The organism is Amycolatopsis sp. 505, from assembly GCF_031625235.1.
Taxonomy (GTDB): domain Bacteria; phylum Actinomycetota; class Actinomycetes; order Mycobacteriales; family Pseudonocardiaceae; genus Amycolatopsis.
Genome location: NZ_JACKQP010000002.1, coordinates 706,963 through 722,870, shown reverse-complemented (window position 1 = coordinate 722,870; position 15,908 = coordinate 706,963). Strand labels below are relative to the sequence as shown.

Genomic DNA, 15,908 nt, shown 5'->3' with positions numbered 1-15,908 from the left:
ACGTACCCCTCCGGCCGAGCCGCGACCGGGGGACGAGGAGGTGGGCATGGGCCGGATCCGTCGGCGCACGGTGCTGGGCGGCGCGGCCGCGGCCACCGTCGCCGGCACGCTGCCGGTCGCCTGCGCCCCGGCGCCGCGGACGGGCACGATCGACGACGTCCGCCACGTCGTCGTGCTCATGCAGGAGAACCGGTCGTTCGACCACTACTACGGCACGATGGCCGGTGTCCGCGGCTTCGGCGACCGCGCGGCCCTGCGCGACGTCTTCCACCAGCGCGGCGACAAGGGCGGGCCGGTGCTGCCGTTCCGGATCGACACGTCCGTTGTGGACGGTCAGGACCTCGGCGAGCTGCCGCACGACTGGAACAGCACGCACCGCGCGTGGAACGGCGGCGGGTACGACCGCTGGATCGCGGCGAAGAGCCCCATGACGATGGGGTACTTCACGCGCGACGACCTGCCGTTCCAGCACGCGCTGGCCAGCGCGTTCACCCTGTGCGACCACTACTTCTGCTCGATCCAGGGCCCGACGCACCCCAACCGGCTCTACCACTGGACCGGCACGATCGACCCGGACGGCCTCGCCGGTGGCCCCGCGACGCACAACGCGCCCGACTACGAGCCCTCCTTCCGCTGGACGACCTACCCCGAGCGCCTCGAGGCCGCGGGCATCACGTGGCGGATCTACGCGAACGACGAGGAACGCGGCGTCCCCGAGCACTTCGTCGGCGACTACGGCGACAACCCGCTCTGGCTGTTCCAGAACTTCCACGACGCGCTGTACTCGATGGACCCCGTCAAACGCCGGCTGGCCGAGCGCGGGAACCTGCGCAAGAAGCTCAAACCCGACTCGGGGAAGGGCAAGGACCTCGACCACGTGCTGGCCGAGTTCCTCGCCGACTGCGCGGGCGGGACGTTGCCCGCGGTGTCCTGGGTGGTGGCCCCGTACGGCTACTGCGAGCACCCGGCCGCGCGGCCGGTCGACGGTGCCGCCTACATCCAGCGCATGCTGAAGGCGTTGTGGGACAAGCCGGAGCTGTGGGAATCGACCGTCGTCTTCATCAACTACGACGAAAACGACGGCTTCTTCGACCACGTCGTCCCGCCGTCGCCGCCGCCCGGCACCCCCGGCGAGTACCTGCCGGGCAACCGGCCGGAGAAGGGCGAGCCGTCCGGGCCGCCCGTCCCGATCGGGCTGGGCCCGCGCGTGCCGATGACCGTCGTTTCGCCGTGGAGCCGCGGCGGCTGGGTGAACTCGCAGGTCTTCGACCACACGTCGGTGCTGCGCTTCCTGGAGACCTGGACCGGTGTGCGCGAGCCGAACATCTCGGCCTGGCGCCGGGCCATCTGCGGCGACCTGACCAGCTGTTTCGACTTCCGCGCGCCCGACACGACCATCCCGCTGCTGCCGGACGCGGACGCGTTGCGCGCCGAAGCCGACCGCACGCAGCGACGCCTCCCGAAGCCGGGGCTGGGGCCGGCCGCGCTGGTGCAGGACCCCGGCACGGCGAAGGCGCGCCCGCTGCCGTACCAGCCGGTCGCCTGGGTCACGGTTGAGGCGAAGGCCCTCAAACTGCACCTGACCAACCACGGGACGCAGGCGCTGCAGCTGGCCGCGTACGCCTACCACGCGGGCGGGACGTCGCAACGCTTCGACGTCGGCCCCGGCGCCTCCACAGCCGGCGAGGTCGCGCACAGCGGCACGTACGACATCGCCATCCACGGCCCGAACGGCTTCGTCGTCGAGGCTTCGGGCGGCGTGGGCCTCGACGCGTCCGTCACGTTCCTCGACACGCCCGCGCTGCGGGTCACGGTGACCAACAACGGGCCGGCGCCGGTCACGCTGCACGACGTCACCCTCCCGCCGGGCGGTACGCACGACTTCCCAGTGGCGACGAGCAACGGCTGGTACGACGTCACGTTCGAGACGCCGGGGTGGCGCCGCCGCTTCGCCGGGCACCTGGAGGACGGCCGCCCGTCGCGGACCGGCCCCTAGCGGAGGGCGTCGAGCGCGAAGGCGGCGAGCATCGCGACGCCGTGGGGCATCGCGTCCTCGTCGAAGAGCACGCGGTTCGAGTGGTTCGCCGCCGCTTCGGCGGGGTCGACGCCGGGCGGGCACGCGCCGAGGAACGCGTACGCGCCGGGGACGCGTTGCAGGACGTAGGAAAAGTCCTCCGCGCCCATCAGCGGATCGGCGAGCAGTTCGACGTTCTCCGGCCCGAGCACCTCCGCGCCGAGTGCCAGGACTTCGGCGGCGACCCGGTCGTCGTTCACCGTCACCGGGTAGCCCGGCTCGACGTCGGCGACCACGCGGCAGCCGTAGGCCGCGCCGACCTGCTCGCACACCTTCGGCAGCTCGGCCCGGACCAGCGCGCGCGTCTGCTCGGACAGCGTGCGGATGGTGCCCTCGAGCTCGGCGGTCTCCGGGATGATGTTCGACGTCGTGCCGGCCTGGATCCGGGTCACCGAGAGCACCGCGGGGTCGAACACGCTGACCCGGCGCGTGATCATCGTGTGCAGCGCCCCGACCATCGCGGCGGCGGCCGGCACCGGGTCGATCGTGTGCTGCGGCGCCGAGCCGTGGCCGCCCTTGCCGGTGACGCGCACGTGGAACGAGTCCGCCGACGCCATCAGCGGGCCGGGCCGCAGCTGCAGCAGCCCGCTGCGCGCGTTGGCGAGGATGTGCACGCCGAACGCGCGCTGGACCCGCGTCCCGGCCGCGTCGAGCACGCCCTCGTGGATCATGAACCGGGCGCCGTGGTGGCCCTCCTCGCCCGGCTGGAACATGAACACGACCGACCCAGCCAGCTGGTCCCGGCGCTCCGCGAGCAGCCGCGCCGCCGAAGCCAGCATCGCGACGTGCGTGTCGTGCCCGCACGCGTGCATCGACTCCGGGTCCTCCGACGCGAACTCGAGGCCGGTCTCCTCGGTCAGCGGCAGGGCGTCCATGTCGCCGCGCAGCAGCACCGCCGGACCGGGCCGCGCGCCGCGCAGGACGGCCGTCAGCGACGTTGTGGCCCTGCCCTCGGTGATCTCGAGCGGCAGGCCGTCGAGGGCCTCGCGGATCGCCGCCTGCGTGCGCGGCAGGTGGAGGCCCTGTTCCGGGTGGCGGTGCACGGCCCGCCGGAGGGCGACCGTGCGGTCTTGCAGCGCCCGCGCGTCGTCGAGGAGCCCGGCGAACGGCGTGCCGGGCAAGGTGGGCAGGTCAGTGGGGCCGGTCATGGTCCCGATAGTGCCCCATGCGGCGCTTCGGGCGCACCGTGCGTGCGCCGGACCGACCGGCGGAATACGGTGTGCGCATGGCGGTGGATGAGCCGGTCACGGGCTTCGCGGTGGCTGTGGTCCGGGAAGACGGTCGGTGGCGGTGCAGTGCGCTCGACCCGGGGGCGTTGACCGAGCTGGACGCAGCGATCACTGAACTGGGCAAACTACGTTCCACCGGCGCGAGCTTCGGGCTGCTGGCGGTCGACGACGAGTTCTTCGTGATCGTCCGGCCGAGCCCGCGGGGGCCGTCGCTGCTGCTCTCGGACGCGGCGGCGGCGCTGGACTACGACATCGCGGCGGACGTCCTCGACGTCCTGCGCGTCGACCCGCCGGACGAGGAGGACGACTCCGTCTGGCCCGAGGGCGACCTGGAGATCCTCGCCGATCTCGGGCTGCCCGGGCCGGAGCTGGAGGTCATCGTCGGCGAGGTCGACCTGTACCCGGACGAGCAGCTGCAGATGGTCGCGCAGCGCTGCGGGTTCGGCAGCGAGTTCGCCAAGCTCCTGGACGAGCTCTGAGACGCCCGTCCGACACCGAGGCCGTGGAGGCCGCGCTGGAAGCGGCGCGCGCCCCCGGCGCGGACGTGCCGATCGGGGCGGTCGTGTTCGGCCCCGACGGCGTGCCCCTGGCGGCGGCGCGCAACGCCCGCGTCGAGCTGGGCGACCCGACAGCGCACGCGGAGATCCTCGCCCTGCGCGCGGCGGCCCAGGTGGTGGGCGACGGCTGGCGGCTCGAGGGCTGCACGCTGGCGGTGACGCTGGAGCCGTGCACGATGTGCGCGGGCGCGCTGGTGCTGGCCCGCATCGCCCGGCTGGTGTTCGGGGCGTGGGAGCCGAAGACGGGCGCGGTGGGGTCGCTGTGGGACGTCGTGCGTGACCGTCGTCTCAACCACCGGCCTGAAGTGCACGGAGGCGTCCTGGTGGAGGAGTGCGCCGGGCTTTTGGAGACGTACTTCGCTACGCGCCGCTGAGTTTTGGGTACTCCTCCGGTATGACGATGAAGCACCGGATCCAGCAGGCAGTGGGCAGCGCTCGCGAGAAGGCCGGCCTGGCGACCGGCAACCGCCGTCTGGAGGTATCGGGCCGCGCCCAGCGGCGCTCGGCCCAGCTCCGTTCAACGGCGTCCGACGTCCGCCGCCGGGCCACGCGCGCGGTACGGGAGGCGCAGGTCAGGCTGCGCGGCGGGCGGCCGGTCGACCCCAGGTGAGACCGGCGTCGGCCCTCGGGTATTGTTCTTCGCGGTGGCGTGTCCGAGCGGCCGAAGGAGCACGACTCGAAATCGTGTGACGGCTAATCCCCGTCCGTGGGTTCAAATCCCACCGCCACCGCTCCTGAACGCCCGGTGCCTCTCGAAGGCGCCGGGCGTTTTGCTATGAAATGCGCATGACGCAGGTGTGGCTCGCGGTCCTCTCCCTGATCGGCGTGGTGCTCGGTGGTGGCCTTTCGTACCTGGTGCAGACCACCGTGCAACGGCGCAACGAGCGCAGTGAGCGGCGGCGGCTGGCCGCCGAGCGCGTCGAGAAGCGGCGTGAGGAGCAGCTGGACCTGTTGCGCCAGTTCATCCGCGTCGCCCAGCAGGCCGAGCGGGCCGCCGAGGATCGGGATGACGACGATGATTCGTGGAAGACGGCCGCTCTCGATGTCGTCGACGAGCTGTGGGTGTGCGAACGGATGATCCACGTCCTGTTCGCCTCGGACCTGCACGGCCTGGCCCGCGCCTACGTGAAGGCGCTGGACCACGTCATCTGGCAGAAGCCCGGCGAAGGCACGATGTGGGACTACCTCCGAGGCCCGAAGGTCGCCTTCCTCGACGCGGCGCGGGATGAGCTGAGCCGTCCGCTTGACTTGAAGGGCTCTTGAAGTGTGACCGTGGCGGCATGACCATTCTCGTCACCGGGGCCACCGGCCACACCGGACGGCACGTCGTCGCCGGCCTCCGCGCCGCGGGCGTCCCCACCAGAGTCCTCGTCCGGGATCCCGCGAAGGCGCCCCAGGGCGTCGACGTCGTCCAGGGTGACATCACCGATCCCGCCGAAGCCGCCGAAGGCGTCGACGCCGTCTACCTGCTCTGGCCCTTCTTCACCGCCGACGGCATCGAACAGGCCGTGGAACCCTTTCGGGGCAGAAAAATCGTCTACCTCTCCGCCATGTCCGCCGAAGACGGCGGCGTCTGGGGAGACGTCGAAGCCGCCGTCGAAAAGGTCACCGACGACTGGACCTTCCTCCGCGTCACCGGCCTCGCCACCAACGCGCTCGCCTGGGCGCAGCAGGCCGGCACCGGCGTGGTCCGGGCGGCTTACGGGCAGGCGAAGCGGTCGGTCGTCCACGAACGCGACGTCGCCGACATAGCCGTCAAGGTGCTCACCGAGGACCACGCGAAGCAGATCTACCTCGTCACCGGCCCGGAAGCCGTCACGCAGGCCGAGCAAGCCCGGCTCATCGGTGCGGCACTGGGAACGCCTGTCACGTGGGAAGAACAGCCGCCGGAAGAGGCGAAAGCGCAGCTGAGTTCCTTCATGGGGCCGGAATTCGCGGCCGGTGCGGTGGACCATTGGGCGTCACTCGTCGAGGACCCGGAACCCGTTTCGCTGGACGTCCCCCGCGTCACCGGGCACCCCGCGCGGCCGTTCGCGGACTGGGCCCGCGAGCACTTCAGCTGAGTTCGACGACCGGCGCCGTCACCGGCTCCAGCTCGGCCGCCAGCGCGGTCAGCGCCGCGATCTTCTCCTGCACGGCCCGGATCACCGCCGCGCACGTGACGCTGACCTCGCTCACCACTTCGGCCGAGTGGTCGCCGGCCAGGACCGCCGACACCGGTGCCGCGGCGGCGGCCGCCAGCGCCCGGACCTCCTCGGCCGCGGACACCGCCAGCTCGTCCAGCCGGTCGGCGATGCGGGCGCCCAGCGCCGCCGTCGAAGCGGCCGCCCGCGCCGCGGCGGCGTACTGACCGTCCACTGTGTCCGCCCAGGTACCGAAAGCCTCGCTGCTGCCGCCGTTTTCGGCACGCTCGACGCCGGCGCGGAACTCGGCCTGCGCCGAGGTCACGCCCAGCGCGCCGGTGTCGACCGCCGTGGCGGACGCGCGGATCGACGCCGGTGCGCAGTCGAGGTGCCGCAGCGCCGCCACCGGGTCCGCGACGCCGAGCCGGCCGGCCGCCGCGCGCAACGGGGCCAGCTGCGAAGCCGCCGACACCAGCGCCGGGTGTTCGAAGACCTCAGCGGTCACGGTGCCACCGCTAACCGCCCCCGGAAACCGGTGCTCCGCGTGCTCACCGCCGCCATGCGCAGCCGGCCCGCCAGGTCCGACGTCGCGTCGCCGAGGACGCGCGCGTCCGCCTCACGCGCCGCCAGCGCCGTGGCCCAGCGCGCCGCCAGCTCACGCGCCTGTGGCGAGATGCCGAACGGCGTCGAATCGACGCGCGCTTCGGCGAACCTCCCCGCGGCTTTGTCGTCGGCGGCTGCCGCCTGGTCGAGCAGGTCGGCGGCGGCGCGCAGCCGAACCGGGTCGATTCGCGAGCCTCTGCCTTCCGGCATTCGGGACCTCCGTCATCAAGGGCGCTCACCCGATCGGGGAAGATCTTGCCTCATGCTCCCGGGCCGTCCGCATCGCGGTGACCTGCGGCGTTGTCGGCGTTCCACCAAGTGGACGTCTTGACCGCGCATCGGGAAGAAGGTGACCATGAAGACATGCCCGCCACCTCGGAAAGCACGCCGATCCGGGCCCTCGCGCGGTCGATCGGGGAAGGCATCGCGGAGCTCCTGCTGCGCCGCGGCCGCCTGGGTTCGCCGCCCGCCTGACGCGAACCCGACGTCCGATTTCCCCGAAACCCGTTGGAGTACAACCATGTCCGTAGATCTTCCTGCCCGGATTCAGCTGCGCGGGTCGGTCACGCCCGCGGATGGCATCGTCGAAGGCCCCCGAATTCTCCGGGAACCGCAGCGGAAGCCGTACGAGCTGTTCGCCCTCCGCCCGCTGGGCCGGGTGATCGGTGCCGAGGTCGACGGCGTCGACCTCGCCGCGCCGGTCGGCCCTGACCTGCGCGAAGAGCTCAACCACGCGCTGCTCGAGTGGAAGGTGCTCTTCTTCCGCGACCAGCGGATCACCTCGGCGCAGCAGCGCGCGTTCGCCGCGAACTGGGGCGAACTGGAGACCAACCCGTTCATCGCGCGGGGCGAGGACGAAGCGGTCACGCGCTTCGAGCGCACCGCGGCCATGCCCGGGTACGAGAACATCTGGCACACCGACGTCACCTGGCGGCCCGAACCGGCGCTGGGCTCGGTGCTGCGGCTGATCGAGGTGCCGCCCGTCGGCGGCGACACGATGTGGGCCGACATGGCCGCGGCCTACGACAACCTGCCCGAAGACGTCCGCGCCCGCATCGACGGGCTCACCGCGGTGCACGACTACCTCCCCGGCTTCGACCGGTTCTCCGATCCCGCGCTGCTGGCGCGGTGGCAGGACCGCTTCCCGCCGGTGGAACACCCGGTGGTCCGGACGCACCCGGAGACCGGGCGGCGCACCCTGTTCGTCAACCAGGCGTTCACCACGCACATCGTGGGCCTCGACCGGGCCGAGAGCGACCGGCTGCTGCGGTACCTGTTCCTGCAGGCTCACACGCCCGAGTTCCAGGTCCGGTTCAGCTGGCGGCCGAACTCGGTCGCGTTCTGGGACAACCGCGCCACGCAGCACTACGCGGTCAACGACTACCACCCGCACGTCCGGATCGCGGAGCGCGTCGCGATCGCGGGCGACCGGCCCCGCTGAGCCGTAGCCTGGGGCCATGACCGATGAACCCAAGGTAGTGGTGACCGGTTTCCTGGAGGCCCTCGAGGACCTCGACGTCGACCGGGCGCTGACGTTCGTGGCGAGCGACATCGTGTACCAGAACGTGCCGTTGCCGCCCGCCCGCGGCGTCGCGGCGTTCGAAAAGCAACTGCGCGTCATGGCCAAGTACGGCTCCGGGTTCGAGGCGCGGACCCACCACATCGCCGCGGACGGCAACGTCGTGCTCACCGAACGCACCGACGTGCTGCGCCGCGGCGCGTGGGAAGCGGAGTTCTGGGTGTGCGGCACGTTCGAGGTCGAGGCGGGCCGGATCGTGCTCTGGCGCGACTACTTCGACTGGACGACGGTGCTGGCCGCGAGCGCGAAGGGTGCCGGGCGGGTCGCCTTGGCCGGCGCGCGCACCCTCCTCGGCCGGTACAAGGCGAGGCAGCCGGTGCGCTAGACCCGGTGTTCGCCGCGGTCGTGGTCCCGAAGGTCCACGACCGCGGCTATCCCCAGCACCAGCACGAACACGCAGCTGAAAACAATCAGCCCCCACATGATCATTTTCCCTCCCCCCGTGTCGTGCCTACCGTGAGCTGTCGGGGAGTGGTCTGTGCCACTTTTCCGGCGGCTCACGCAGACCGTACCGCCGCTTCACGCAGGTTGTTCCGACCCTTGACCTTCATTTAAGGCAGATGCGCCGGATGGGTGACACGCCGGTGTCCGGCTGTCACAGAACGGGCGCAATCCGTTACGCGCCAACGGATACCGATGCGATTCCGCTCTGGACGGTCACCGTAGTGGAACGCAGCGTCGAGACCTCGGCGACGTACCGCAGCACCTTGTCCGCTTCGTCCCCGCCGAGCGGCTCGCACTCGTTGGCGGCGTTCCGCCGGACCGGGATCAGCTCGAGCCGCGGTTCGTCGCCGAGCATGCACCCGGCGAGCAGCCCGTCCGGCCGGTCGGCGGCGAGGTGGCCGAGGCCGTAGAGGATCGGACGGCCCCGGTACACCTCGACGGCCTGGATCGTGGGCGAGCCGTGCCCCGCCACCAGGTCGGCGCCGGCGTCGACCGCCGCGCGCCCGTAGGTCACCTGGTACTCGGCGAGCTCCGCGCCCGGCAGGCCCCAGTGCATCGAGACGACGACGTGGTCGTGGTCGCTCTTGGCCCGCTGAACGTCGGCGACCAGCCGGTCGAGGTGCTCGGGCACCGGCATGGTGCGGACGAGCGGCGGGCGGCCCGGGATCTCCGCGACGTGCGGATCGGGCTGGTACGCCGTCGTCGCAAACGCTTGCGCGACCACCGGGAAGTCCGGCTGCGCGGCGAAGGGGCGGCGAAGTGACGTGTACGCGAGGAATGCGACCTTTTCGCCTGATCGCTCGATCACCGCGGGGGTGTGCGCGGCGTCGGGATTCGCCCCGGCCCCGCAGTACGCGATTCCGGCGTGCTCGAGGACGGCCAGGCTCGCCGGCGGGTGGGGCGCGTCGTTGGCGACCGAGACGACATCGACACCGATCGGCTTCAGCGCTTCGGCCGCCGCCGCGTCGACGGGGCCTTCGAGGTTGACGAACCGGAGGTCGGCGCCCTTGAGCAGTGGTTCCAGCGGCCCGAAGGACGGCGTCGCCCGGCCGTGAAGAGTGACGTCTCCGCCCAGTACCAGCGTGATCACGAAACCTGCTCTGCCGAGTGAGTGACGACGAAAGTAGTTGTTACGAATCGTTGCATCTTTGTCTTCCTCCTCCTCACTTGTTCGGGGGACTATGCCACGACTGTTCAAGCACAAAGGGGACTCAGGGTGACCAAGACCCACAGATCCAAGGCGGCCTTCACGCTGGCCGTCGCGTCGGGCCTGGTGCTCGGCGGCGTGGCCGCACCGGCCGCGCTCGCCGCACCGAGCGCCGACGCGGTCATCGCCGAGGTCTACGGCGGCGGTGGCAACTCGGGCGCGACGCTCGTCAGCGACTTCGTCGAGCTCGCCAACCGCGGCGCGGCCGCCGCGAGCCTCGCCGGGTTCAGCGTCCAGTACCTGCCCGGTTCGGCGAGCCCGTCGAGCACCTGGCAGGTGACGCCGCTGGCCGGCAGCGTCGCGCCGGGCGGGCGTTACCTCGTCGCCGAGAGCAAGGGCTCCGGCGGCACCGTCGCGCTGCCGACGCCGGACGCGACCGGCGCGATCGCGATGTCGGCCACCGCCGGCACGATCGCCCTCGTCTCCGGAACCACCGCGCTGACCTGCAAGACCGCCGCCGACTGCGCCGCCGACGCGCGGATCAAGGACCTCGTCGGGTTCGGCGCGGCGACCGTGCGCGAGGGCAACCCGACCGCGGCGCCGTCGAACACGACGTCCGTCGCGCGCGGCACGGCGCTGGCCGACACCGACGACAACGCCGCCGACTTCACCGCCGGCGAGCCGACCCCGACCAACACCGCGGGCGAGTCGACCGGCGGGGACCCCGGCCCGGCGCCGACCCCGGCGAAGATCCACGACATCCAGGGCACCACGCGCATTTCGCCCTTCAAGGACCAGAAGGTCTCCGGCGTCACCGGCGTCGTCACCGCGACCCGGACGTTCGGTTCGTCGCGCGGGTTCTGGCTCACCGACCCGAACCCGGACAGCGACCCGCGCACCAGCGAGGGCCTGTTCGTCTTCACCGGCTCGACCACCCCGGCGGTCGCGGCCGGCGACGCGGTGACCGCGACCGGCACCGTCCGCGAGTTCTACCCGGACGCGCCCGCGACGTCGAACTTCCAGTCGCTCACCGAGCTGAGCAGTGCACAGTGGACGGTCGACTCGCACGGGAACGCCCTCCCGGCGCCGACGGTGCTGAACCCGGACACCGTGCCGACGACGTACGCGCCGTCGCCGGGCGGCAACATCGAGCCGCTCACCCTGGAGCCGGCGAAGTACGCGCTGGACTTCTGGGAAGCGCACGAGAGCGAGATTGTTTCGGTCACCGACGCGCGGGTCGTCGGCCCGACGAACTCGTTCAACGAGCTGTACGTGACGTCGAAGCCGGACCAGCACCGGTCGGTCCGCGGCGGCAGCGTCTACCTCGGTTACGACCAGCTCAACAGCGGCGTCATGAAGGTTTCGTCGCTGATCCCGTTCGACCAGCGGCCGTTCCCGAAGCTCAACGTCGGTGACGTGCTGACCGGCACCACGTCCGGCCCGGTCGAGTACAGCAACTTCGGTGGCTACACGCTGTTCGCCAGCGTGCTCGGGACCGAAAAGGACAACGGGCTGCAGGGCGAGACCACGCGCAAGCAGCGGACCGGCGAGCTCGCCGTCGCGACGTACAACGTCGAAAACCTGGCCCCGAGCGACCCGCAGGCGAAGTACGACCGGCTCGGCGAGGCGATCGTGACGCACCTGGCGACGCCGGACATCGTGAACCTGGAGGAGATCCAGGACAACACGGGCGCGACCGACGACGGTACCGTCGCCGCCGACCAGACGCTGCAGAAGTTCACCGACGCGATCGTGGCCAAGGGCGGCCCGCGCTACCAGTGGCGCGAGATCGACCCGGTGAACGACCAGGACGGCGGCCAGCCGGGCGGCAACATCCGGGTGGCGTTCCTGTTCAACCCGGCCCGCGTGTCCTTTGTGGACCGTCCCGGTGGGACGTCGACGACCGCGGTCGGGGTCGTCCGCGAGCACGGCAAGGCGCACCTGACGGCGTCGCCGGGCCGCGTCGACCCCACGAACGAAGCCTGGACGACCAGCCGCAAGCCGCTGGCCGGCGAGTTCGTCTTCAAGGGCCGCACGGTGTTCGTCATCGCCAACCACTTCAACTCGAAGGGCGGCGACCAGCCGACGCACGGCCGCTTCCAGCCGCCGACGCGCAGTTCCGAGGTCCAGCGGGCGAAGCAGGCGACGGTGCTGCGCGGCTTCGTCGATTCGTTGCTGGCGGCCGATCGCAACGCGAACATCGTGGTGGCGGGCGACCTGAACGACTACCCGTTCTCGCCGGCGGTCCAGACGCTCACCGCGGGTGGCGCGCTGAAGGACCTGATCGCGTCGGTGCCGGAGGCCGAGCGGTATAGCTACGTGTTCGAGGGCCAATCCCAGGTGCTGGACCACATCCTGGCGTCGCGGGCGCCGCGCGGGGTGGACTACGACGTCGTCCACATCAACGCGGAGTTCGCCGACCAGGCCAGCGACCACGACCCGCAGGTGATCCGGTTCCGGCCGGGCGCGGGCAACCCGTTGGAGGACGCGTTCTACGACTTCCTCGACTGGTTGGAGCAGGTCTTCGTGAAGTAGGTCTTTTCGCGACGAGGCCACCTTCGGGCGTATTGCCCGGAGGTGGCCTTTCTCGTTCCACCACTCCGATGGGTGACCACGGAACCGCGGAGCGTTGACGGCCGTCTTACGGTTGAAGGCACCACAAGGGGAGGGGTGGCGTGGACGGGTATGCGGTGAAAGTCGACGAGCTGGGCAAGCTCATCGGCGACCTCGGCACAGCGGCGGATCGCATGGCGGGCGCCAACAAGAAGCTGGGCGGCGGCGGGGCGTTCGGCGCGCTGGGGACGGCGGAGCTGGGCAAAGCCGGCGTCGAGTTCGAGGAGGCCTGGCGCTTCGGCATCGGCCGCCTCGGTGAGGCGGCTTCGGAGGTGACCGAGCGGCTGAAGGCGGCGAAGCAGAAGTACGAGGAGATAGAAGCCCAGTTCGGCGGCGAACTGGGCAAGTTCGGCTCGGCGGTGCTGGGCGATGGTGTCGCCGGCGGTGAGTCCCCGGGTGGAGTGAAGGGAAACCACCCGCAGATCGCGCAGCCGGCCGAGGGGCCGGTGGGTGGGGGATACACCGGTGGAGTGCCGGGGATCGACGACCTGGCCGAGGGACCGGCGGCCGGGATCGGCGATCTCACGTCGAAGGCAGGCCCCGAGCGGCCGGCCGGGCGGACTGGTTCGGTCACTGAGCCGGGTGAAGGGCCGGTGGGTGGCGGCGTGACGGGTGGGGTGCCGGGCATCGATCGGCTGGCCGAGCCCGGTGGCCCGGCGCAGCCCGGCGACGGGCCGCCCGGTGGCGGCGCGACCGGCGGCATCACCGACCTCCTGAACGGCCTCGGCCGGTGAGCGCCCGCGACTTCCCGGCCCTGGGCTTCGACCCGGCGCCCGGCGATCTCGACGGCATCGCCGACCTGGCCGGCAAGTACCGCACGGTCGCCGACGACCTGACCGAGGCCGACGACTCGCTCCGCCGGATCGTCCGGAAGCAGGGCATCTGGCAGGGCGAGGCGAGCGAAGCCTTCGCCCGGCGCATCGGCCCGCTGCCGGCGTGCCTCGACGATGCCGCCAAATCGATGAGCCGAGCCGCCGACGCGCTCGAAGGCTGGGCGCAAACCCTCGGCGACCTGCAGAAACGCGCAGCCGACCTCGAGGCCCGCGCGGAAGCCGCGGCCCGGGCGGCCGAGCAGGCGCGGGCGAACCCGGACCTGGCCCTGGCCGACCGGACGTTCCCGGACCAGCAGTCCCTGCAGATCGCCCAGCGCCTCCTGGACAACGCCGGCCAGCAACTCCAGACGGCCATCGACGGCTGCCAGAACGTCCAAGACGCGGCCAAGCAGCTCCAGCAGGAGCACCAGGACGCCGCGGCCCGGGTCGCGGAGCTGCTGAGGAAGGCCAAGGAGCCGGCCCCGGACGAGCCGGACCTCCTCGACAAACTCGGTGACGCGGTCGGCGGGGCACTTGTCGACTTGTCGAACACCCTCGCGGACGAGTTCGACGAGGCGTGGAACTTCGTCCAGGACCACGCGGAGCTGATCTCGAAGCTCTCGGACGTGACCGGAGACATCGGAAACGCGCTCGGTTTCGTCGGCGAGTTCCTCCCGTCCCCGGCGAAGGAGGTGGTGGGGGCCGTCGCGACCACCTTCGGGAAGGCAGCGATGGAAGGTCACGCCGTAGCCAAACTGGCGGGCGCCGATGTCGCTCGGGAAACCTTGATCTTCGACGGAATCGGCGCGGGGACCTCGTTCATCGGCAGCTTCTTGCCGATGGGAGGCGAAGCGGTGATGAAGGGCCTCGGATACGGCGCCTTCGGCGCTCAGTTCCAGGCCGATGCCGGCGCACGGATGATCGGCACGCACTTCGAGGGGCCGATCGGAGACCTCCTCAACTATTGGGTGCCGAAGGATGCGACCCAGGCCGCGGCTTCCCTCGTGTCGCCGGCCGGAATGGCGTACTGGAACGCTGCCGAAGCCGGGATGCAGGCCGACGATGCGCCGGAGCGCCGTCGTCAGCGTGCGGAAGACGAGGTGTGGAACTGATGCCTCTGGAAATCGACCTGCCGCCCGGGTTCGCCGGCATGCCGGTGGGCACCGACGACAGGCTCAACCGCAGCCACGCCTGGATGGTCGCCGAAAACGTGGCGTCCGGCACGAGCGTCGAACAGTTCGGCAGCTACCTGATGGCGCTGGTCCCGGCCATGCAGGCCAACGGCATCCGAGTGTTCGGCAAGTTCGCGGTCGGCCGGCGCAAGGGCGACGTCGCGACCTTGACGCTCGGCGTGGCGCAGTGGCCGGACACCGCACCCGGCAACCGGGACGCCGTGGTGGCGGCGCTGGCCGAGCAGTACCGCGGCCGCCACAAGCGCGCGGTCGTCCAACCGGTCCGGCTCCCGATCGGACCGGCCATCGTGGCGATCAGCGGTGGCGAGTTCCACGTTCCCGAACGGGACGTGCGCACCCAGATCAAGGCGGAGTACCAGATCCCGCTGCCGGACGGCCGGTCCGTGGTGATCCTGTCGGTGATCGCGGAGTCCGAGGACGCCTGGCCCGCGGTGGCCGAGGCGACCGCGAAGGTGGCTTGGAGTCTGCGGAGCGGGGAAACGCCGTGATCAGCACGGTGGCCGCCGGTTCATCCGAGTCGCCGGCCGTGCGGACGGCCTTCCTCGTCCTGATGGGCGTGATGGTCCTTGCCGGGCTGACGTTGACGATCTTCCGCGTACGTCGTTCGACGAAGCCGCGTGAGGAGCAGGTGGCCGCCCTGGCCGCGCAGCTCGACGGCCGGAACCAGGTGTACGTCCGGAAGATGGAGATCGGGTTGGCCCGAGAGGACCTGATCCGGGTCGCGTACAGCCGGGGGTACTCGCTGATCGACCATCGGGTCGGAAAGTACTACGAGTTCGTCTTCACGCCGCACCAGCCGGGGAGACTCGCATGACCGACAACGCGCAGCTGATCGAGGAAATGCGCTGGCAGCTCCGCCGGATCGAAGACCGCAAGGCCGAGAACCAGCGCGTCCTGGCGGCCATCGCGGGGAGCGACCACGCCACCGTGACGTCAGCGGACCGGTCCGTCACCGTGCTCGCCGGGCCCGGTGGGGTCGTCAGCGAAGTCCGGCTCGCGCCCGAGGCCATGCGGTTCGACGCCGTCACGCTGAGCCGGACCATCACCGCGGCCATCCGGGAAGCCGTTGCCGCCGGGCGGGGAGCCACCCCGGCACCGGTGGCCGCTCCGGTCCCGAAGGCGGCGCCGCGCAGGCCCGCCCCGGCGGACGACGACGATCCCTACGACACGGTGTTCGATGTCTAGCCCGGTGATGGTGCTGGCCGCGCGCTCCGGCAGCGCAACCGGTCTCCTGCTCTGGCTGATGCTCACCGTCGTGCTCGTCGGCCTCATGGCCGCCAGCCTGACGTTGATGATCATCCGGATGAACCGGGCCTCCGAGCCGCGCGAACAACAGATGGCACGCCTGGCCGCGCAGCTGGACGGGCGGAACAAGGTGACCATCCGGAGGATCGAGTTCAGCATCGGCAGACCCGACCTGCTCTGGGTCGCGCAAAGCCGCGGCTACTCCCTGATCGAGCACCAGTTCGGGAGTTACTACGAGTTCGTCTACGCGCCGCACCAGCCGGGAAGGGTGGCGCCGTGGTCATTCTGA

At 71.3% G+C, this 15,908-nt stretch carries 19 protein-coding genes and 1 tRNA gene; 16 read left to right on the top strand and 4 right to left on the bottom strand.

Annotated features, from left to right (window positions below; genetic code table 11):
* Positions 1–46 precede the first annotated feature (46 nt).
* Entirely contained in the window at positions 47–1,996 is a 1,950-nt protein-coding gene (locus H5965_RS10450; RefSeq protein WP_310969376.1) for a phosphocholine-specific phospholipase C, read from the top strand.
* Here H5965_RS10450 and H5965_RS10445 read toward each other — a convergent pair.
* Positions 1,993–3,222: a M20 family metallopeptidase gene (locus H5965_RS10445; protein WP_310969375.1), complete on the bottom strand. Its 1,230-nt coding sequence runs from the start codon at positions 3,220–3,222 to the stop codon at positions 1,993–1,995. The two genes, H5965_RS10450 and H5965_RS10445, sit on opposite strands and share 4 nt — an antisense overlap.
* Positions 3,223–3,299: 77 nt before the next feature.
* Here H5965_RS10445 and H5965_RS10440 point away from each other — a divergent pair, with 77 nt between their 5' ends.
* From H5965_RS10440 to H5965_RS10415, 6 genes are all read left to right on the top strand, one after another.
* Complete coding sequence (locus H5965_RS10440) at positions 3,300–3,782, top strand: tRNA adenosine deaminase-associated protein (RefSeq protein WP_206789346.1); 483 nt, start codon at positions 3,300–3,302, stop codon at positions 3,780–3,782.
* 23 nt (positions 3,783–3,805) lie between these two features.
* Complete coding sequence (locus H5965_RS10435) at positions 3,806–4,234, top strand: nucleoside deaminase (RefSeq protein ID WP_310969374.1); 429 nt, start codon at positions 3,806–3,808, stop codon at positions 4,232–4,234.
* Positions 4,235–4,254: 20 nt separating this feature from the next.
* A complete protein-coding gene (locus H5965_RS10430; RefSeq protein WP_310969373.1) occupies positions 4,255–4,470 on the top strand; it encodes a CsbD family protein in 216 nt (71 codons plus the stop codon).
* Positions 4,471–4,503: 33 nt separating this feature from the next.
* Positions 4,504–4,591, top strand: a tRNA-Ser gene (locus H5965_RS10425).
* Between the two features lie 55 nt (positions 4,592–4,646).
* Complete coding sequence (locus H5965_RS10420; protein ID WP_310969372.1) at positions 4,647–5,123, top strand: hypothetical protein; 477 nt, start codon at positions 4,647–4,649, stop codon at positions 5,121–5,123.
* Between the two features lie 17 nt (positions 5,124–5,140).
* Positions 5,141–5,923, top strand: coding sequence for an NAD(P)H-binding protein (locus H5965_RS10415; RefSeq protein ID WP_310969370.1), 783 nt, complete (start codon positions 5,141–5,143; stop codon positions 5,921–5,923).
* Here H5965_RS10415 and H5965_RS10410 read toward each other — a convergent pair.
* Positions 5,916–6,488 (bottom strand): hypothetical protein, encoded by a 573-nt coding sequence (locus H5965_RS10410; protein ID WP_310969369.1) that lies wholly within the window; start codon positions 6,486–6,488, stop codon positions 5,916–5,918. The genes H5965_RS10415 and H5965_RS10410 overlap by 8 nt on opposite strands.
* On the bottom strand, positions 6,485–6,796 hold the full coding sequence (locus H5965_RS10405; RefSeq protein WP_310969367.1) for a hypothetical protein: 312 nt from the start codon (positions 6,794–6,796) through the stop codon (positions 6,485–6,487). The genes H5965_RS10410 and H5965_RS10405 overlap by 4 nt, the downstream gene beginning before the upstream one ends.
* 310 nt (positions 6,797–7,106) lie before the next feature.
* Between H5965_RS10405 and H5965_RS10400 the strand changes: the two genes are divergently transcribed.
* Positions 7,107–8,027, top strand: coding sequence for a TauD/TfdA family dioxygenase (locus H5965_RS10400; RefSeq protein ID WP_310969365.1), 921 nt, complete (start codon positions 7,107–7,109; stop codon positions 8,025–8,027).
* A gap of 16 nt (positions 8,028–8,043) precedes the next feature.
* Positions 8,044–8,490, top strand: a complete 447-nt coding sequence (locus H5965_RS10395) for a limonene-1,2-epoxide hydrolase family protein (protein WP_310969361.1) — start codon at positions 8,044–8,046, stop codon at positions 8,488–8,490.
* A 291-nt stretch (positions 8,491–8,781) separates the two neighbouring features.
* Here H5965_RS10395 and H5965_RS10390 read toward each other — a convergent pair whose 3' ends face one another.
* Positions 8,782–9,699, bottom strand: coding sequence for a CapA family protein (locus H5965_RS10390; RefSeq protein WP_310969359.1), 918 nt, complete (start codon positions 9,697–9,699; stop codon positions 8,782–8,784).
* A gap of 126 nt (positions 9,700–9,825) precedes the next feature.
* On the opposite strand from H5965_RS10390, the gene H5965_RS10385 reads away from it, so the two are divergent.
* The 7 genes from H5965_RS10385 (at position 9,826) to H5965_RS10355 (ending at position 15,908) form a co-directional block, all read left to right on the top strand.
* A complete protein-coding gene (locus H5965_RS10385) occupies positions 9,826–12,291 on the top strand; it encodes an endonuclease/exonuclease/phosphatase family protein (protein ID WP_310969358.1) in 2,466 nt (821 codons plus the stop codon).
* 140 nt (positions 12,292–12,431) lie between these two features.
* Positions 12,432–13,103, top strand: a complete 672-nt coding sequence (locus H5965_RS10380) for a hypothetical protein (RefSeq protein ID WP_310969356.1) — start codon at positions 12,432–12,434, stop codon at positions 13,101–13,103.
* Positions 13,100–14,293 (top strand): putative T7SS-secreted protein, encoded by a 1,194-nt coding sequence (locus H5965_RS10375; RefSeq protein WP_310969354.1) that lies wholly within the window; start codon positions 13,100–13,102, stop codon positions 14,291–14,293. Before H5965_RS10380 ends, H5965_RS10375 begins: the two co-directional genes overlap by 4 nt.
* The gene (locus tag H5965_RS10370; protein ID WP_310969353.1) at positions 14,293–14,862 is read left to right on the top strand and encodes a hypothetical protein; all 570 of its coding nucleotides are present in this window, start codon (positions 14,293–14,295) and stop codon (positions 14,860–14,862) included. Before H5965_RS10375 ends, H5965_RS10370 begins: the two co-directional genes overlap by 1 nt.
* Positions 14,859–15,188 carry a hypothetical protein gene (locus tag H5965_RS10365; RefSeq protein WP_310969351.1) on the top strand — a complete coding sequence of 110 codons (330 nt, stop codon included), beginning with the start codon at positions 14,859–14,861 and terminating at the stop codon, positions 15,186–15,188. Before H5965_RS10370 ends, H5965_RS10365 begins: the two co-directional genes overlap by 4 nt.
* Complete coding sequence (locus tag H5965_RS10360) at positions 15,185–15,559, top strand: YbaB/EbfC family nucleoid-associated protein (protein WP_310969350.1); 375 nt, start codon at positions 15,185–15,187, stop codon at positions 15,557–15,559. The genes H5965_RS10365 and H5965_RS10360 overlap by 4 nt, the downstream gene beginning before the upstream one ends.
* Positions 15,552–15,908 carry a hypothetical protein gene (locus H5965_RS10355; RefSeq protein ID WP_310969349.1) on the top strand — a complete coding sequence of 119 codons (357 nt, stop codon included), beginning with the start codon at positions 15,552–15,554 and terminating at the stop codon, positions 15,906–15,908. Before H5965_RS10360 ends, H5965_RS10355 begins: the two co-directional genes overlap by 8 nt.